We start from the raw sequence: 20,009 nt of genomic DNA, 5'->3' as shown, positions 1-20,009 counted from the left end.
TTAGAATTGTACTAAATAGCAGGCCCCGTATCTACTATAGATAACGGGGCCTGCTATTTAGTACATTGGCTAGTTACCGGTTGATAATAAGCCGCTTCGACAAATCGAAGCTTGCTGACTGAACACGGATGATATAAACGCCCTGTGCGAGATTAGCGATATCCAATGCTTTCCGTTCATTCAGGCTCGGAATCTGGGTCGCAAATACTCGTGCACCAGATAAGGAATAGATAGTTATAGCAGCGTTTTCCAGGTTTTCCAGCGTTTCGATGGTTACTACTCCCTCGCTCGTTGGGTTTGGGTATACACTCAAACCGCCATTTGACGCGTCAAACGTAAACGCTTTAGGGGCGCTAAAATCAGAGTAGCAGGTCAGGGAATTGTTGTTCAATCGAAATTCTGACTTAGTACGCGCGGAGTAATTAGAGGTGACCACTACTTTAACAACAGCGCTCGTCTGCGGAATAACCTCACTACCACGTCGCCAGTCATATAAGTCTGTTTGGCTACCAGTTGACGTAGGCAAAACAGCTTGTAACGTAAAGGTTCCTATTTGCTCAATAGATGGCGACGGCAGCTTGCTTCGAACCGTTAACGTAATGGGCGATGATTGCGCCGATCGACAACCATATACGTTAAGCGCCTGAACCGAATACTGACCACTTTGGTTGACTCGCACCGTGTTGCCAATTGCACTTGTACTCCAAAAGGCCGTACTGGTGCCGGTAGTTGTCGTTGCTAGAGCCAGCGTAGAATCTGCACACACCTGTTGTTGGCTGGCCGCGGGTACCGATGGCTGGCTAGCCAGAGAAATCACCGGCGTTGTTGGTTGAATAGGACCCTGTACATCAACCGTAGGGGATAGATACGTGTTGCCGGTCTCATCTTTTAGTACGGCCCGGTATACACCTGGAGTACTGACATTAATGCTACGACTGGTCTGACCCGTCCGCCAGGTATATGATTTGTACAGCGTAGGCAGGGTCAGGGTCAAGTTGTTGTTGGTTGTTGCACAGTTGACAGTAACTGCCGGTGGAGCCAGCGCCGGCAATGGACGCGAACTCTGGAAGAACACTGAACTTAAGCTTTCAAACCAGGCCTGACCTAATTGGCGGAGCCCATCACCACCGAAGTGTACATCGCCTTCGTAGCGTGGAATCTGGATATTATCGGTGTAAGGTCCCGCAAAAACGTTGTTATTGTAGGTATTGATTACGTCGTTTTGCGCCTGAATAACTTCCTGACTGACTTTACCCGAATTATAGGATGAACGAGCCAATACCCAGGCCGGATAACGTTTTGTATCCGCCCGTGTTTTGTTCACCAGGTACTGCATGTCCTCGGCGTAGGCTTGGCGAGTCGAGTTGAGCGGTACGTTGTCGTTTTCCCCCTGTTGCCAAAGTACGGCCCGCAATCCTTGTAGGGAGCAGTAATAACGAAGGGCAGTAATCAAGTTGCCGTAAGGCATACCCTCCGGGAAATTCTCGGAAGGTGTCCCCATCGCAAATATATTTTTGGTGACTTTTCCTTCTGAGCTCTCCCGCCAGTTTTTGATAACAGTTGCCTGCCAAGCCGTATTAATAAACAAGACGGGAACGTTGTACTGCTTGGCAATCAAATCCCCTAGTATACCCCAGCACCAGGCGCTTTGTCCACGAGGGCCAATCAGGGAGCTGGCGCTTAACTGCTGAAACATGGGTGATGGGGGATCGCCTAGCGAGTTAGCAGTAGTATTGTCGAACGTAACGCAGTTAACGCGGTCGTCGGATGCCGCAGGTGCACCAAAATTCTGAAAGCCCTGGGCGTTAGACTGGCCAGTGACGATGAAAACCTCACCAATACCGATTTTACGGATTACATCAGTGGCCAGTTCTGCCCCACCAACAAAGGCTCTGACCTCGAGCCGGTACCAGCCACCCTGCGCCCGGACAGATCCCTGAAAAACACCGCCCTGAGGACTGCGCTGAATAGTGGTCCAGTTCGTATTAAAGCCTTGTCCGCTTACTTCTGTCTGGACCCGAGCCTGAACACTATCGATGGGCTGATAATAGTTGCCAGATAAATAAATCGTGGCGGTATTGTCATTCTCTCGCTGGAAGACCGCCCGGCTTTCCGGGTAGGTAATTTTAATAGGCTGTGTTGACTGGGCTACTGCAGTATTAACTATGCATGGTAGACAGGCAATCAGAAACTTAAAAAATAAGTAACGATTCTTCATCCGTTGATCAATAAATAAGATCCTTTTTTGCTTACGCTCTCCCCTCTTTATGGTACAAATACGTAATTCGAAGGAGGTTCGGTTTCCTTAGATCTTCAGTCAGGAAACTATCTAGGTAAAGTGCAAAATTAGGGCTAATTTCTTTGATTAAACGGTAGATTATAGAGAATATTACAAACCCAACAAAATTCGCTTCGATACGTCAAAATCAGCCGCTTGAACGCGTAGTATATATGAACCTACAGCAAGACCCGTTAGATCAATTTGTTTTCGCTCGCCAAAAGTCGCAATCGAGAAATACGCCAGGCGCTGTCCAGTCAGGCTGTAGACTGTGATGAGACCATTAGTCAGCTCATTCTGCGTCTCTAAGTACACAATCTTGTCCGGATTTGGATTCGGATAAATGCTGAGCCCTTGGTTGCTGGGATCAACAGTGAATGTCAACGGAGCGGAAGCCACCGAAAAACAAGTCAGTGTTTGTGCGTATACCGTAGACGCTTTTGCCGTATACTGGCCTGATTGACTAGCCTTGATGTATTCCGTTTGAGCCGATAGTGAGTCATTATCACGACGCCAGCGAAAGGCTGTTCCGTTCGTCGAACTAACTGCACGTAGTGTATATACGCTGGCAATATTTACGGTTGGCGCTGGAGGCAGAGGCCGAGTTTCTAAGGCTCTTGAACCGGCTTGAGCGGAAACGCAACCATTTACATCACGCACTCTAGCTGAATACGTACCGGCTCGATTGACAACAATACTTGCAGTTGAATCACCTGTGTTCCAGAAAACAGTGTAAGGACCTTCTACTCGCAGCGTCGCCCGATCGTCTTCACAAATGGCAGAGCCCCGGTTTGATAAAATGGTTGGTGTTGCTGGCAGTGCATTGACAGTGACAACAATGGTACTTGAATTTGGCGATAAGCAACCGTTCCGATCTTGAGAACGAGCGGTATAGTTACCCGATGCAACGGCATTTATTTGGGCACCGGTTTGCCCTGTCGACCAGACAATGTTGTTATTACTGGCACCACGTAGCGTAACCTGATTACCAGCACAGAAGGTTGTTGTGCCTAAGGCAGTAATGGTTGGCGAAGCGGGTAATGGGTTTACCACCGTAGTAATTACATCGGATAAAACTGACGCACAACCAAAACGATTTATGGTACGAACGGCGAAAGTTCCAACCTGATTAGTCGTCAGGCTACGGGTTGTCTGACCGCTGGTCCATTGGTAAAGGGAATCAACGGGGGCGGTTAACGTAACGTTTTGGTCCGCACAGAAGGTCGTAGGACCACTGGTTGCAATGGTAGGTTTGGCTGGTACAGGATTAGCCGTCACTACGATACCATTAGAACGGGCTGACGTACAGCCATTCTGATCGGTAACCGTCGCGAAAAAGTTACCCGACGTACCTACAGTAACTGCCTTTCCTTGTTGTCCATCGCTCCAGTTGTACTGAACGTTATCGCTCGTAATACGTAAAACAGTATTATCTCCCTGACAGAACGTAGTCGGTTTATCATTCACGATACTTGGCATAGGCGGGAGGGGGTTAACGGTTACGTTGACCACGTTAGATGTAAACGTACAACCGCTCACATCCTGGTAGCGAACGTAATAAGCACCGGCTGAAGTCGTGGTGAAGACGCGGCTAGAAGCCACCGAGCTATTGTTTTGCTGATTAAGCCAGGTAACGTTATCGTAGTTCGTTGTCAGCGATAAGTTGCTGCCGATACACACTGATGGTGGACGATTATTAACGACGGAAGCTACCGGTAAATCTGCTACTCGTGCTTGACCCGTAAAGAACGTGTTACCGCGAGCATCTTTGACTTTAGCCCGGTATAGCCCTGAACTCTTGGTAATTGTATTACCTGTTTCGCCGGTTTCCCACACGATGGATGCATAGGAGCCGTTCACCGAGATGTTGACGTTATTATTATTGGCGCAGGCAACAGTCAGAGTAGGAGCAGCTGCTGGGCCAACGGGTGTTGAACGCTGAAAAAAGGAATCATTCAGACTGTTGCTCCAGGCCGAAGCTAATTCAGTTAACCCTGTTCTGTCGAAGTGAAGACCTTCTGGGTCTTCTAGCGGGGGACGTTTGCGCGGAATTTGAATATTGTCCGTTTCTGGACCTGCGAATGTATTAGCGGTGCTATTGATGACGGTGTTCTGTGCCGCAATGATGTTGGCATCCGTTAGACCGATAAAATCACCGTATGAAGCGCGGGCCACTACCCATGACATGTTGTTATTGTAATCAGCGCGGCTTTGCCCAATCACAGCTTGTAGGGAACTAACATACTGCTGGGCTGGGGTATTAAGTAGGTTATCCGCTTCCCCTTGTTCCCAAAGTACTGCTCGTAAGCCGAGTGTATTAGCGTAAAATTGCAGCGCTATTTTTAAATTGACGTAAGGCTGTCTGGGGAAATAAGGATCGCCAAAGATGTACCCGTAGGCAATACCGCCCTCTGGAGCGCTATCACTCCAGTTTTTCGAAGACGTTCCTGAAAAAGCGCTGTTAAAAAACATAACTGGCACGTTCAGACGCTTGACCAACAAGTCGCCTAATTGTCCCCAACACCAGCTGCCTACACCACGGGGAGCAATTGTAAAGCCCGACGTATTATCCAGTTTAGTAAAAACGGGGGTAGGAGGGTCGTTTGGAAATCCATTGTCCGGATAGCGGTAATTGACGCAGTTCACTAGATCGTTGCCCGGATTTGGCGCATCCTGGTGAACGCCTTGTGCATTAGATTGTCCAGCTACGATGAAAACTTCGCCTACACCAACTCGTTCAATCGACGTAGCGCCTACCTGCTGGTCGTTGTTCATGCCGCGAACTTCCAGATTATACCATCCTCCTTGACCCGTCAGATCCCCTGCAAATACTCCTCCTGTTGGATTACTCTGAATCGCACGCCAATCAGTGGTAGTACCCACTCCATCCCGGGCCACTAATCTGGCTTCTACTCGGGTCACTGTAGATGTATAGTAACCTGAGATTCGGAACGTAGCTTGGTTTGCGTTGTTACGTTGAAAAACAGCTCGACTTGTAGGAAACGAAACTTGAATCTGAGCTAGAACTAAAGAAGGTAGTAAAAATAAAAGGACCGCTACGTACAGATATTTCATAAGAGTCAACGCCGGCTGTGTGTGCCGTCAGATGGAAAGAAACAAGGGTTATTGGTTGTTGTCAGCAGGCTCGACAGTTGTCAAGTGCTGCCATATTATATCCTTTAAGTTATCTAATCCGATCTGACTTACCGCTGAAATAAGAGCAACCGGGACTTTTTGGGGCAAATTCTTTTTTAACGCATCAAGCGTTTCGGTATCAACGGTATCTATTTTCGTAATAGCTAGAATCCGGGTTTTATCCATCAGTTCCGGATTATACTCCCGCAACTCGTTGAGTAATGTGTTGTATTCCTGCCGAACATCTTCTGTATTAGCAGGGACCATAAACAATAAAATCGAGTTACGTTCAATATGCCGCAAGAACCGAAGCCCGAGCCCTTTCCCCTGCGAAGCGCCTTCGATGATGCCGGGAATATCGGCCATCACGAATGATTTATACCCTCTATAAGCTACGACCCCTAAATTGGGTACAAGGGTTGTAAAAGGATAGTCAGCAATTTCGGGTCGTGCCGCTGACATGACAGATAACAGTGTCGATTTTCCCGCATTAGGGAAGCCAACAAGCCCGACATCGGCTAATAATTTTAACTCTAAAACAACCCATTCTTCCCGTCCTGGTTCGCCTGTTTGTGCGTAGTCAGGAGCTTGCTGAGTAGCGGATTTGAAGTGATCGTTGCCGAGGCCGCCCCGCCCGCCGGGTAGTAAAATAATTTCCTGCCCGTCTTCAGTAATCTCAGCCAGTTTATTCGTTGATTCCGGATCTCGGGCTATTGTCCCCAACGGAACATCCAGAATAATATCTTCACCCTGAGCGCCTGTTCGGCGCCCTCCCTCTCCAGATACGCCGTTACCAGCTTTAACGTGTTTTCTGTACTTCAAATGGAGTAGTGTCCATAGCTGTGCATTACCCCGTAAAATAATGTGGCCTCCTCTCCCTCCATCACCACCATCGGGTCCCCCTTTAGGGACGTGCTTTTCTCGGCGAAAATGAACAGATCCCGCTCCGCCAGCGCCCGATCGGCAGTTAATCTTTACGTAGTCAATGAAGTTCGATGAAGCCATGCTTTTTTTTTATTACGCTAGCTGATTAGCCAGCGTTGCTTTACTGTGCTTTTACGGTTACCTGCTCAATTTTTTGGCAGATGGCCGTAAATATTGATTCAATATCTCCTATGCCATCAACGGCCAGGTATTTTCCCTGCTTCTCATAAAAATCAGCTACGGGCATAGTGTCGCTGTTGTACACTCGTACGCGTCGACGAGCTGTTTCCTCATCACGGTCGTCAGGACGGCCAGATGTCTCACCACGCTTCAACAACCGCCGGATCAATTCTTCGTCTTCAACGACTAATGAGATCATAGTCGTGATTTCCGTATCATACTGCGTCAACAAGGTGTCCAGAGCGATAGCCTGATTGACTGTACGAGGAAAGCCATCGAAAATGAAGCCAGATGCTTCCTGGTTTTCCCGCAGTTTATAATCAATCATACCAATGACTACCTCGTCGGGAACCAGCAAACCTTGGTCCATCAACTGTTTAGCCCGGAGGCCTAGTTCGGTACCGGCTGCAATTTGAGACCGTAGAAGATCGCCTGTAGAAAGATGAACCAGATTATATTTCTTAATTAGCTTTTCACTCTGGGTACCTTTACCAGCACCAGGAGGGCCAAACAAAACCAGGTTAAGCATAAAGCTTTACGGAGTTAACTATTGATTAAAAATGTGTTCGCAAATTTACGAGGCTGACTGATATAAAATAATTTATTAAAAAGGCCAACGATAGGTTTTTACGTTAGCAAAACTCGTAGGAATGGACACAAAAAAAGCGCGGGATTTTCATCCCACGCTTTTCATTGCTTTGTCACGAATTATTTCGTGCTTTTCTTCGCTGCCGTTTTAGGAGCAGGCTTCGTCGCTGCTTTAGGAGCCGGATCGAGTGCTGCTTTAGCCTGTGCGTCGTTAGGATCGATAGCAAGCACTTTATTCAAGTACTCCTTGCTCTTTGCATCGTCCTTATCTGCTGCAGCATAAGCTGCCAGGGCTTTGTATGCTGTAACTAAATAACGCGAATAGTCAGTCTTATCGGTAGAGTCTCTCGGCGTTGTAGCTTCAGCAATAAACTTCTCGTAATAAGGCACTGCTGCTTTGTTAGTCAATGCTACTGCTTGTGGATAAGCATAGTAGTTAGACTGAGCACGATAGTAATAAGCAGCTGGATAGCCTTTACCTGGGATAGATTCAATCCGTTTTGCTGTTTCAGCGAAAGCTGAGTCAGCACGCAGGTAATACATCTTACGTGTTTCTGCAATCTGAGCCGAATCCATTGGCGCTGCCGTAGAATCACGACCTACACGTGGCGCATACTGGTAGTTAGCCAGCGCCATATACAGGAAGTCGTTGTTCTGTGGCTTGTCGTCGTTCTTGATAGCCTTAGCATACGTGCTTGCAGCTTTGTCGTACTTCTTGGTATCGTAGTACTTCTGAGCGATCTCACGATATACGTTGTCAACCGTATCCAGCGGAGCTGCTTTCTCCAAATAGGCAATAGCTAACGAATCACCTTGTGGCGTTTTCATCATACCGTACGCCCGGCCCAGATACTTATAATCGTCCGCAATTACTTTATTAGGCGCTTCGCTAATGAATTTGTTTAACGATTCAACTGATTGCTGAGGCTGATTCATGCCGTAGTAAGCCCATCCGTAAATCCGGTCAATGATTGGGTTGTTGATTTTCCCTTTCAGTTGATCCAAATAGGTGATAGCTTTCTGATAATCCTGCGCCAGGAAGTAATAACGAGCTACATCTAATAACCGCTCAGGGTCAGTTGTACCGCTTTTCTGAACATACTTCTCGTAGTTTTCAGAGGCACCTTTGTAAGCCCGTGAGCTAGCTAGAGCATCCGCATAGGCCAAGTAAGTTGGCGCAAACTCAGGATCGATCTCGATCGCTTTGTTAAAGAAGTTTTGAGCCTCTTTGTAGTTTTTACCACGGAGATACAACCGACCAATTTTGTAATCAGCTTCGGCTAATTTTGGATCAATAGATAGCGCGTTTTCGTATTTGGTGATCGCGTTACCTCCGTCGTTCTTCAGGAAGTAAGCATCGCCTATTGCCATCTCAATCTGAGCATTTTCGTTCTTCTTGTCGCGTTCATCGGCGATCGTCAGCAAGCGAATTGCCTCAGCCGGATCGTTCGTCGAATCAGACAGAGTATACATTTCGCCAGCCCGCAACAGAACCTCAACGTTCTTGCTCTTTGTCTTGTCAACTGCCTCATCGATCAGCGTCTTCGCCGTTGCCCGGTCTTTCTTCGCTAGAGCGACTCCGGCCAAACCTACTTTATTCAACTGGTCTTTTGCGTCAGCAGCCTGGCCTTTTTCAAAAGCAGCCTTTGCTTTGTCAATCTGACCACTTTTCAGATAAGCATAGCCCAAATAAAACTGATTTTCAGCTGAAGGAGAGCTAGATGCCAGCTGGGTCAGTGTTTGCTCAGCCTTGTTGAATCGCTCTGCTTCTACGTCCTTCAGGGCCGCAGCACGATCCTGTGCCGTTACCTGAGTGGTAGCAGCAGCCCCAAGGAACAGCATGGCTAAGAGCGACTTATTTTGCTTGTTCATCATGTATTTTAGGTTGGAATTATGAAATGGTTTAATGCTTATTTAACAAAAGGCAAAACTAAAAAATTGCTTTTAAAGCAAAAAACTTACTTAGTCTGTAAGCTTTATCTCCCGATTATATGGTATTGTTGGCCAAAGCCCCAATTTATAAATAATCAAAGAGCCTGCGTCACGAACAATATAATTAATTAACCCGCCACCTAGACCCGGATGTGCTTCCCGGCTTATGATGTAAATCGGGCGACGTAACGGATATCGTTGCATGCCAAGATCCTCTTGAAATGGCTGAAAATAGTCATCCCGAGTGGTTGGGTTCTCTTTACTTGAAACACCCATGACGCGTAGGTTCTTGGCCAGTTCAACCGACAGTGGCTCGTCGCCGTCGCTAATCCAGTTTACGCCGATAAAGCCTAGCGCAGTAGGATTTTTACGGACAAAATCGATAACCTCCCGATTAGAACGAACTGTAAAAATCCTCAGTTTTGACAAATCCTTTACGTCAAATTTTTTTAGAACAAACTCCAGATTACTTGAATTGTTATTGTCGAAGACTAGCGTCAGGGCGCCTGACTGGTTACCGCCTTTCAACTCAGACCATGATTTTATGCTGCCTGAGAAGACTTTACGCAGCTCGTTCATGGTAATCAAGCTATCTGTGTTGGCTTTATTAATAATTAACGCCACCCCATCCGTTGCAATTTTTTCTACGTCGCCTTCGATTTTCCGTTTGTCCAGCACCGATCGTTCACTCTTTGTCAATTCCCGGGTTGTAAAAACCAGCCGGGCGCTGTCGCGAAGCATTGTATTAATGGCTTCGGTTTCAGGTTTGTAAATAACATTAAAATGAACGTTTGGATAAATACCGGCATAAGCCGATGTTAACTGTGTGACGAGCGGACGGAAAGATTCATCAGCAGCTACTGTGATCGTACCCTGTGATGGGCTGTCCAACGGTGGTTTACCGTTACCGCAGCCAAATAGTGCCAGAGTAACTCCACTCAGTAATAATTTTTTAGCTATCATCTCTGAAAGTTTGATAAGCCCGATACGCTCTGAAACTTCCATACACCAGTAGCAATACCGCCAGCCCATAACGAATATAAGGGTTCGGTAAAACGCTAAAAGACTGAGAGGAGGCAATCAGTCCGATGCCTCCTCCCAAATACGCCATTGAAGCCAGCACTGATAGGTACAGTGTTAACCGCTCCGGGCCTCGACTTTGTCTACGCATAAATGGTTATTCCAGCGTAAAGTTGATCGGCAGGTTATATTTAACACGCACCGGACGTCCGGACTGTTTACCTGGCCGCCATTTCGGCATTGCTTTGATTACACGAATCGCTTCTTCGTCAGTACCGAACCCTAATCCTTTAAGTACGGATACGTCCTGAATACTACCGTCCGTGTTAACAACGAAGCTAACGAATACACGACCTGCTACGTTTGCCCGCTGAGCAGCTGCTGGGTACCGTAGATTTTTGCTGAGGTACTGACCAAGAGCAGCCATACCGCCATTGAATTCAGGTTGCTGTTCTACCACCGTGAAGACTTGTTCTTCTTTCGGAGCAGCTTCGACAGCTACCTCAACGCGAGTTGGTGCAGCCGATGCCTCCGGGGCAGCAATAACTTCCTCAGCGTTTGGGTCACCTACCTGAGTCTTTTCGGCAGCTACAGCTTCTTTCAGTTCTTCAACTGCAGGCGGTGGCGTTTCTTCAGGTACCTCCTGGTCTGGTTTTACCTCAGGTGGGAGGAACTTCACCGTGTTTACCTTCGGCATTTCAACCGGTGGTGGTGGCGGTGGTGGTGGCTCGTTCGGATCAATTGGTGGAGGTGGTGGTAGGTTTACCAGATTTACCTCTACCATTGCCTGTTCGTCTTCTTCCGGAGCAAGCGCGGTAATGATGGTTGGGGTAAGCACACCCAGGATGAATATGGCACCACCGATCAAGAGAGCGCGGGTGACAATTTTGGGGTACTCAGTCCGCAACGCATAAGCACCGTATGCTTTGTTCCGATTCGCAAACACGATATCATCGAGTGTTGCGTCGTTTGGAGTTTCTGCCATGGTGTATTATACGTCTAATTTTGCTTTGTCTTTCAGAAGTTTTACTTCTTCTGGGGTGAGTTGATCAACCAACGCGTACCGTTTGGTTTTCGTAATAGCCATCTCATCCAGTACGTCAACCATGTTTTTATAGTTTGACGCTTTCGTTGGCTTGATTACTACGACGAACTTGTCTCCAGGTACCTTACGGGCATTCTCCTGAATGGCTTGACGGAATTCGTAACCATACCCTACCGTTTTTAACTCTGGGTCTTCGTTGGCAGCCTTACCAAAAATGTAATAGGCTTTATTGTCGTCTCCCAGAAACACCGTCATTACGTTCGACGCTTTGATGGGTTCTGTTTCTTCCTGCTTTGTTTTGTCCGGCACGTTGAGCGTCATCGAAGATGGTTTGCTCAGGGTGGTAGCTAGAATGAAGAAGGTGATTAGAAGGAATCCCAAGTCAACCATGGGCGTCATATCCACACGGGTAGACGCTTTCTTTGACCGTACCTTACCACCATCATGCTTGCCACCACCACCACCGGTGTTAATTTCTGCCATGGCTTTTTTTGTTTAGCTTTAATTACGGTTAAATAATTAAAGTTGTGGGTTAGTCAGCTTTCCAGCCAGCTGGCGGAGCTTCCGTGCCAGTGATCAGGTTGAACTTGTTGATATTCTGCGCTTGAAGCGTAGCCAGCACGTTCTTAAACTCCGGGAATTTGGCCAGGTTATCGCCTTTCAGCGCGATACGCAGACCAGTATTAGCTTTCCGGGAATTAAATACCCAATCCTTAAGCTCGTTAGTAGCGCCTGCTCCTGTCGAATCTGTCGGAATACCTGGCTGCTTTACCTGTGCCCGTTGAGCCTCAGGTAATTCCAGGTATGATTTTAACTGGTTGATAGGCAGACCAAAGTTTGACATTAGCGAAAACTCTTTCTTTTCCTTATCGGTAAAAGTGAGCCCTTTCGCAGCTGATATGTTGTCCAACATCGTAATACGATCCTGAGGGCTATCAACGCCAAAATAAACTTTCCCGTCTTTGCCCAGACCAATAGTCATGATGTCCTTATCGGGAACCTTGATACCGGAGATAGACGAAGGCGTTTCGATTGACGCAGCATCCTGAGATCTAAACTGAGCGGTTAGAATAAAGAATGTCAGCAACAGGAACGCTACATCAGTCATCGCGGTCATGTCCACTGAAGAACTGGCGCGCTTTACTTTAACTGCAGGCATGAGTGAGTTAGTTTCTGCCTGCCCAACGGTTGGTCGGGCAGGCGGTTTTTGTCAACTAAAAAGAAATCCTAGTAATGAGCAGCAAAGTTCTGCTGAATGCTCAGACCGATTTCATCGATGTTGTACGTCAGAACGTCAATCCGGCTGGTAAAGTAGCTATACATGATCGTAGCGATAGCAGCTGTACCGATACCCAGAGCCGTGTTTACAAGGGCTTCAGAGATACCCGTCGACAGAGCACCGGTGTCAGGCTGACCGCCAGCACCCATGGCTGCGAAAGCACGGATCATACCAAGTACCGTACCAAGCAGAGCGATCAGTGTCGAAACCGAAGCCAGCGTAGCAATGATCGTCAGGTTTTTTTCCAGCATTGGGAGCTCCAGCGTCGTGGCTTCTTCTACTTCTTTCTGCAGAGCAACCAGTTTCTGTTCTTTGCTCAACTCGGTGTCGGTCGACAGTTGTTGGTATTTTACCAGCGCTGTTTTTACAACGTTACCAATCGAACCTTTTTGACGATCGCACTCCTGGATCGCACCAGCTACGTCATTTTTGTCGAGTTGGCTTTTTACTTTCCGAACGAAATCATCGATTGAACCCGAACCATTTGCACGGCCGATGGTGATAAAACGCTCAATTGAGAAGACCAGTACCGTTAGGAAACAGGTGAAAAGAATAGGTACGATGAAGCCACCTTTGTAAACGGTACCAAAATAATCACCTGGTAATGGCTCTTTCGTGTTATCACCGTCCTGAAAGTGGCTGGCATCACCGAAAACGAACAGGAAGGTCAGAATACCAATCACTAACAGGACTGGAATCGTGAACGCTGGGTTCAGACCGCTCGACTTCTTTTTTGGTGCCGCTGCTTTGGCTGGTGCTGGAGAAGGAGTTTGTGTTTTCATTGGAACTGGACTGTAGGGTTAAAATTAAAAGTTGGTTTGCTCGGTAAAAAAAGCGAAAAATTTAGACTGTTTCAGATTGGCCAGTTAAAAAATTAACTAAAACAATCCGAAGCCTCCACAAAAATAGGCTTTTTTAGAAGAAAACAACGCAACCATATAAACCAAACTTTTTCTTTTTATGGAAGTACACCAATAAATAATAGAACAAATCTGATTTCCTTGGATTGCCATCAAGCTAACCATTTTGCAGTTAATCTACTGTTTCTCAGCAAATCGACACTCTTCTCATTCTGTTAGGCCAAACATGATATTAACAAGGGAGGGGCTTTATTCATAAAATAATTGTTAAGTGACGCTTAGTAGACATATTCGCTCTGGAAGATCTTCAACAATAAGATGCAGCTATTAACATGATTCCACACAACTTATTGAAAAATTAATGATATGTCCGTAAAAGCAGGTAACTAAGGGAGGGGGCAAAGCTGCCGAATGTATATAACAAAAAAACCGCCAGATGAACTCTGACGGTTTAAAGTCGGGAAGGCGGGATTCGAACCCACGACCTCTTGCACCCCATGCAAGCACGCTACCGGACTGCGCTACATCCCGATGGGACTGCAAAAGTAAGTCGCTTTGTTGACAAATAGAAAAAACAAAGCCGGAAAAATGGACGTTTTTCCGGCTTTGCTACAAGTTTATTTTTTGTTACTGCTGCCCTGTGCCGCCGGTGGCTGTGCAGGACGACTTTGCTGCATTGGATTTTGAGTGGCTCCGCCAAAACGCTGTTGCTGCTTAAACAACTGGAAACGAGTAGGCTGGCTTACTCGTGGGAATGAGTTGTTGCCAGCATCAATATCCGCAATCTCATAGAATGGATCCAGGGTCCACTGGGTTACCTTCTTATTTGTGACAATCACTTTATTGATTGACACATCATTGAAGCGCCAGATTTCGGCTGGGAAGCGAGCTACTGAATCAGAGCCATCTTCAAACTGCATCCGAACAATAACCGGCATCGGCACACCACCTTTGTTTTTGAGTGACAACGTATAAAAATTATTGTTGTCAGCAGCTTCAATGGCCTTACGTTCTGGTTCGCTCAGCGTGGCTAAATAGTCCTGGTATTTTTTACGATCAGCATCCGTAACAGCGTATGGATCATAGCTATTATAGAAATCACGCATGCTTGAATCTACCGCAACAACGCTCTCGTTCTGAGTGGCTGCATCGCGTTGTTTGGCAATGGTACCTGCTTTACGTTTGGCTTCGGCACGAGCGGCTGCTTTTGTCAGTTCTGGATTGCCTGAGTCAACCTGATACCAACTTACTTCTGCCAGCTCCTGATCGACAGGCTCTACGCCGTAAAACCAACCTTTCCAAAACCAGTCGAGATCAACGCCCGAGGCATCTTCCAGCGTACGGAAGAAATCAGCTGGTTCGGGTGATTTGAAGGCCCAGCGACGCGCATATTCTTTAAAGGCATAATCGAAAAGCTCGCGGCCCATGACGGTTTCGCGCAGGATATTCAGGGCTGTGGCTGGTTTTGCATAGGCATTGGCTCCTAGGTTGATTACGTTATCCGATGAACTCATGATAGGCGACAGTACCGACTTATCGGATTTCATGTAATCAGTAATGTACTGAGGCTCACCCCGGCGGCTTGGGAAGTTATAATCCCATTCTTTTTCGGCCAGATACTGACAGAACGTATTCAAGCCTTCATCCATCCAAGTCCATTGCCGCTCATCGGAGTTAACGATCATTGGGAAGAAGTTATGACCTACTTCGTGAATGATGACGCCAATCATGCCTGCTTTCGTGCTTTCTGAGTACGTACCATCGGCCTCAGGGCGGCCACCGTTAAACGAAATCATTGGGTATTCCATACCACCACCAGCGGTAGCGTGGCAGGAAATCGCAACTGGGTATGGGTATTTAATGGTCCGGTTACCGTACGATTTCAGCGTGTGCTCAACAACGCGGGTCGAATACTGGCCCCACAGTGGGTTGCCTTCTTTAGCGTAAAACGACATGGACCAGATCTTATGTCCGTCGCCGTATACATCGGTCTGCATGGCATCCCAGATAAACCGACGGCTGCTGGCGAACGCAAAGTCCCGAACATTAGAAGCTGTGTATATCCACGTTTTCTTGCCTACTTTATCCGTTGGTTTGGTTTTCAGAGCAGCCTCCGCTTCATCCTGCGTTACAATAACAACCGGCGCTTTTGCGCTTGCAGCCTGAGCCATGCGTTTCTGCTGCGTAGCGGAAAGAACCTGCTTGTAATTCTGACACTCGCCGGTAGCGCCAACAATGTGATCGCTTGGGGCGGTGATCGCTACTTTGTAGTTCCCGAAAATCAGCGTAAACTCACCCTGACCCAGAAACTGCTTGTTCTGCCAGCCATTCACGTCGTTGTAAGCGCACAAACGGGGAAACCAGTGGGCAATAAAGTAGTTGTAGTTGCCATCTTTGGCAAAAAACTCCATACCACTACGACCGTAGTACTCAGTGATGAAGTAGTTCCAATCTACGTTGAACGAATAGCTGCCACCGGGCTTTAGTCCTGTTGGCAGATCGACGCGCATCATTGTCTGATTGATGGTGTACGGCAGCGCTTTACCTGACTTCGCGTCTTTAATCGACGTAATGTTATAGCCGAATTTGTCGGAAGCCTGCTGCTGGCTACGTTCCCGAACCGACGTCAGATTCTGCAGAGCGCCGAAGCTCATGCCGCTCTCGTTGATGGTACCCGTCCGCGTAATACTACCCGTTGACCCTTTGGCAAACAGATTCTGGTCGAGTTGCAGCCAGATGTATTTTAGCTCGTCGGTCGAGTTGTTATGATACGTAACAGTTTCGGTCCCGATGATCTTCTGGTTAGCATCGTCCAGCTCGACTTTTATGTCGTAATCGGCTCGGTTCTGAAAATAGTCCTTACCAGGAGCCCCTGCGGCCGTACGAAACGTATTAGGTGTTGGCAGCGTGGGGCCTAGCTGTTCAAAACGCGTATTAGCACTCTGGGTTGGTGCCGCTGGTCGCTGGGCCAACAAGGTGGCTGACCAAAGGGTTAGACCAGCCAGTAACACTATGTTTCTCATAGTCGATTGGAAGTTGGAGGTTTGTTTAGTTGCGGCCGGTGCCCTGTTTCGCTGGCGATGCCTGGCGTTGCTGCTGCATCGGATTTGGTGCGGCTGCGCCCCGACCCTGTTGCTGCTTGAACAATTGGAAGCGGGTTGGCTGGGCTACCGGTGGGAATGAGTTGTCTTCTGTATTGATGTCAGCAATTTCATAGAATGGGTCGAGCGTCCATTGCTTCACCTTCTTCGTCGTGGGGATTACTTTCTTAATCGATACATCGTTAAAGCGCCAGATTTCGGCGGGGAATCGGGCCACTGAATCCGTGCCATCTTCAAACTCCATACGTAGGATTACAGGCATCGGAATACCACCTTTGTTCTGCAAGGAGAGCGTATAAAAGTTTGTGCCTGCGTCAGCTAATGCCCGCTCTTCGGCTGACAACGTAGCCAAATAGTCCTGGTATTTCTTTTTATCAGCATCCGTAACAGCGTATGGGTCATAGCTGTTGTAGAAATCGTTCATGGTGCTGTCTTTGGCCACAACGGTTTCGCCTTTAGTCGATGCATCGCGCTGTTTGCTGATGGTGTTCGCTCGTTTCTGGGCTGCTGTGCGCGCTTCGGCTTTCGTGATCTCTGGGTTCTGCGAACTAGCCTGGAACCACTCTACTTTAGCAAGCGATTGGTCAACGGGTTGTACGCCGTAAAACCAACCTTTCCAGAACCAGTCGAGATCAACGCCCGAGGCATCTTCCAGCGTACGGAAGAAATCAGCTGGTTCGGGTGATTTGAAGGCCCAGCGACGCGCATATTCTTTAAAGGCATAATCGAAAAGCTCGCGGCCCATGACGGTTTCACGTAGGATGTTCAACGCTGTGGCCGGTTTGGTGTAGGCATTTGGACCGAATGTGCCCGGTAAAATATTGTCCGAACTACTCATAATAGGAACTTGCTGATTCGAATCGAGCTGCATATACGGGACGATGTACTGCGGGTCGATACCGTGAGCAGGGAAATTAGCATCCCATTCCAAACAAGCCAGTCCTTCGAGGAAGCTGTTCAATCCTTCATCCATCCACGACCATTGGCGTTCATCGGAGTTAACGATCATCGGGAAGAAATTATGACCGACCTCATGAATGACTACGGAGATCAGGAAGTTCTTGGTACCCACGGAATAAGTGCCATCGGCTTCGGGACGAGCGCCATTGAAACTCATCATTGGATATTCCATGCCACCAATAGGGCCGTGAACGGAGTAAGCTACCGGATACGGGTAGGCGATGGTTCGGCGGGAATATGACTTCAGGGTGTGAGCGACAAGCCGGGTTGAATATTGGCCCCAAAGCGGATTCGCTTCTTTTGGGTAAAGCGACATCGCCCATACGCGCTTGCCTTCAACTGTTGGCTGGAGGGCATCCCAGATAAATTTGCGACTGCTGGCAAAGGCAAAGTCGCGTACGTTATCCGCTTTGTAAACCCAGGTTTTCCTGCCCTTTACGTCGGCAGGTTTTGCTTTTTCTGCAGCTTCAGCGTCGGCTTGCGTAACGATTTGTACTGGATTTTCGCCCGGTTTATCGCCCCGAAGTTTGGCTTCATTCCAGCGCTTTTGCTGGGTAGCCGTTAAGACCTGTGCTGGGTTTTGCAGCTCACCCGTGGCGCCAACAATGTGATCGCTTGGGGCGGTGATCGCCACTTTATAGTTTCCGAAAATTAGTGTGAACTCACCCTGACCCAGAAACTGCTTGTTCTGCCAGCCGTTTACGTCATTGTAAGCGCATAACCGCGGAAACCACTGGGCCATTTCATAGATGTAGTTACCATCCTTCGGGAAAAACTCATAACCCGACCGGCCACCAACGGCCTTAGAGTCAATAATTTTGAAATTCCAGTCAATAGTAAAGGTTACTGACTTGCCGGGGGCTACCGCTTGTGGCAAGTCAACACGCATCATCGTCTGATTAATCGTGTACTTGATCGCTTTACCCGACTGATCGCGTACAGATGTGATTTTGTGGCCATAATCTTTCCCCGCAAGGCCCGCGCTAGGGTCGAGCTGTCGCACGGTAGCGCCCCGTTCGGCGTTGATGCTGCCCGTTTTAGCAACGTTACCAATCGCATCGGGCTTGAACAGGTTTTGATCCAGTTGCAACCACAGATAAGGGAGGGCATCGGCAGAATTATTATGATACGTTATGACTTCCGAGGCCGTTATCTTTTGAGTGATATCATCCAACGTAACTTTGATATCATAGTCTGCGCGGTTTTGAAAATAGTCCTTTCCGGGTGCTCCGGAAGCCGTCCTGAAGGTATTAGGAGTTGGCAGTATCGGGCCAAGCTGCTCAAAGCGAGTATTGGCCCTTTGCGTCGGGGGGGAGGGCGCTTGTGCATGGGCAGACCATGTTGACATGGCCAAACTCGCCATGAGCAAAATTATCTTTTGCATAAATTGGATTGTAGTTGTTGACAGGAGGGCTAAAAATACAAAAAAAAGAGGTCTCCCAGATTTGTATTTTGATGAGAATGAAGAAGCCGGGTAGGAACGGCAAACATTACTTCATTAACGCTGCCAAATATTCGTTAGCGATGATAAGCGAAATGGCCATTCCCGCTACAATTCCCGAGACGGCGAGGGTCCAGCGCAGGCGATTAACGGAGAAGAAGCTGAGCACCAGATAGGCCAGCGTCAGAATAATGCTTACTATCAGCAGTTGGCCTAGCTCCAACCCAATATTGAAAGCGAGAAGAGGCTGAACAATATTGGCTTCGCGCCCTAGTAAACTCCGCAGATAATTTGAAAAACCCATGCCGTGAATTAAGCCAAATGCTAACGCTAATCCATAACGACCTAAGTCGCGTTTGGGGGGAGCTGATACGGAGCGAATGCCTGACCGGGTTTCCTGGTAGCCGAAATTAATCAGTGCGGTAAATAAGATCGTTATTGGAATTAGTAACTCAATAACCTCAGTCTTGTACTGAATTAAACGTAACGTGGCCAGTGCCAGCGTGATAGAGTGGCCTATCGTAAATGCCGTAACGAGAATTAGTACCTGCCGCCACTGCTGAATGGTGTAAACTGCGCAAAGTGCAATGACAAAGAGAATGTGGTCATAGCCCCCTGGATCCGTAATGTGGTCGAAGCCTAAACGCAGGTATATCAGAAAGTCATTCATTGGTGAGACGGGGTGCGAGGAAATAGAGAATTAATTGGTTTCCTGAAACCAACTGGCGTAAAGAACGTAATTGTCAGCGGTTCGCATAAAGACTTCGGCCTGCTCTGACGAGACTGATTTTAGCAGACGTGCCGGATTGCCGGCGTAAATAGTACCGGGCGGTACAACCGTATTCTGGGTGATAATGGCACCAGCAGCAATGATGCTTCCCGTTCCAATGATAGCGCCATCCATGATGATGGCACCCATGCCAATTAGAACTTTGTCGCCGATAGTACAGCCGTGAACAATGGCGTTGTGAGCAATGGAAACACAGTTACCAATAACGGTTTTCGTTTTCTGGTACGTGCAGTGAATAATGGCCCCGTCCTGAATATTGGTACGGTCGCCGATGGTGATCGAGTTAACATCACCTCGAATAACTGCATTAAACCAAACGGTGCAGTCCTGCCCCATGTGAACATCGCCAACGATGGTTGCATTAGGAGCGAACCAGCAATTGTCCCCGAACTCAGGTGTGTTACCCCGAACAGATGCAATCAAAGCCATGAAACAAAGGTAAACAGCAGACCATAAAAAAAAGGGCAACGACTCAA

14 protein-coding genes and 1 tRNA gene are annotated in these 20,009 nt (G+C 47.8%); all 15 read right to left on the bottom strand.

The annotated features are described in order from the left end of the window. Window positions 1–73 precede the first annotated feature (73 nt). Window positions 74–2,218, bottom strand: coding sequence for a T9SS type A sorting domain-containing protein (locus ACYVAD_RS14855; RefSeq protein ID WP_461140291.1), 2,145 nt, complete (start codon window positions 2,216–2,218; stop codon window positions 74–76). Window positions 2,219–2,389: 171 nt separating this feature from the next. Further along, window positions 2,390–5,200 carry a T9SS type A sorting domain-containing protein gene (locus ACYVAD_RS14850; protein ID WP_461140290.1) on the bottom strand — a complete coding sequence of 937 codons (2,811 nt, stop codon included), beginning with the start codon at window positions 5,198–5,200 and terminating at the stop codon, window positions 2,390–2,392. 201 nt (window positions 5,201–5,401) lie between these two features. Continuing rightward, window positions 5,402–6,418 (bottom strand): GTPase ObgE, encoded by a 1,017-nt coding sequence (gene obgE / locus ACYVAD_RS14845; RefSeq protein WP_461140289.1) that lies wholly within the window; start codon window positions 6,416–6,418, stop codon window positions 5,402–5,404. 40 nt (window positions 6,419–6,458) lie between these two features. Beyond that, window positions 6,459–7,046 (bottom strand): adenylate kinase, encoded by a 588-nt coding sequence (locus ACYVAD_RS14840; RefSeq protein ID WP_461140288.1) that lies wholly within the window; start codon window positions 7,044–7,046, stop codon window positions 6,459–6,461. Window positions 7,047–7,225: 179 nt separating this feature from the next. Continuing rightward, window positions 7,226–8,980, bottom strand: a complete 1,755-nt coding sequence (locus ACYVAD_RS14835) for a tetratricopeptide repeat protein (RefSeq protein WP_461140287.1) — start codon at window positions 8,978–8,980, stop codon at window positions 7,226–7,228. Between the two features lie 87 nt (window positions 8,981–9,067). Continuing rightward, complete coding sequence (locus ACYVAD_RS14830) at window positions 9,068–10,000, bottom strand: PstS family phosphate ABC transporter substrate-binding protein (RefSeq protein WP_461140396.1); 933 nt, start codon at window positions 9,998–10,000, stop codon at window positions 9,068–9,070. A 214-nt stretch (window positions 10,001–10,214) separates the two neighbouring features. After that, complete coding sequence (locus tag ACYVAD_RS14825; protein ID WP_461140286.1) at window positions 10,215–11,042, bottom strand: energy transducer TonB; 828 nt, start codon at window positions 11,040–11,042, stop codon at window positions 10,215–10,217. 6 nt (window positions 11,043–11,048) lie between these two features. Continuing rightward, window positions 11,049–11,585: an ExbD/TolR family protein gene (locus tag ACYVAD_RS14820; RefSeq protein WP_461140285.1), complete on the bottom strand. Its 537-nt coding sequence runs from the start codon at window positions 11,583–11,585 to the stop codon at window positions 11,049–11,051. Window positions 11,586–11,634: 49 nt separating this feature from the next. Beyond that, the gene (locus tag ACYVAD_RS14815) at window positions 11,635–12,261 is read right to left on the bottom strand and encodes an ExbD/TolR family protein (protein WP_461140284.1); all 627 of its coding nucleotides are present in this window, start codon (window positions 12,259–12,261) and stop codon (window positions 11,635–11,637) included. A gap of 68 nt (window positions 12,262–12,329) precedes the next feature. Then, window positions 12,330–13,163 carry a MotA/TolQ/ExbB proton channel family protein gene (locus ACYVAD_RS14810; protein ID WP_461140283.1) on the bottom strand — a complete coding sequence of 278 codons (834 nt, stop codon included), beginning with the start codon at window positions 13,161–13,163 and terminating at the stop codon, window positions 12,330–12,332. 535 nt (window positions 13,164–13,698) lie between these two features. Next, window positions 13,699–13,772, bottom strand: a tRNA-Pro gene (locus ACYVAD_RS14805). Between the two features lie 86 nt (window positions 13,773–13,858). After that, complete coding sequence (locus tag ACYVAD_RS14800; protein ID WP_461140282.1) at window positions 13,859–16,264, bottom strand: M1 family metallopeptidase; 2,406 nt, start codon at window positions 16,262–16,264, stop codon at window positions 13,859–13,861. Between the two features lie 25 nt (window positions 16,265–16,289). Then, complete coding sequence (locus ACYVAD_RS14795; RefSeq protein ID WP_461140281.1) at window positions 16,290–18,686, bottom strand: M1 family metallopeptidase; 2,397 nt, start codon at window positions 18,684–18,686, stop codon at window positions 16,290–16,292. A 106-nt stretch (window positions 18,687–18,792) separates the two neighbouring features. Continuing rightward, window positions 18,793–19,413 (bottom strand): HupE/UreJ family protein, encoded by a 621-nt coding sequence (locus tag ACYVAD_RS14790; RefSeq protein WP_461140280.1) that lies wholly within the window; start codon window positions 19,411–19,413, stop codon window positions 18,793–18,795. Between the two features lie 30 nt (window positions 19,414–19,443). Further along, window positions 19,444–19,962, bottom strand: a complete 519-nt coding sequence (locus tag ACYVAD_RS14785; RefSeq protein ID WP_461140279.1) for a gamma carbonic anhydrase family protein — start codon at window positions 19,960–19,962, stop codon at window positions 19,444–19,446. Window positions 19,963–20,009 lie beyond the last annotated feature (47 nt).

This window comes from Spirosoma pomorum (assembly GCF_054776615.1).
This window is presented reverse-complemented; position numbering and strand designations above follow the sequence as displayed.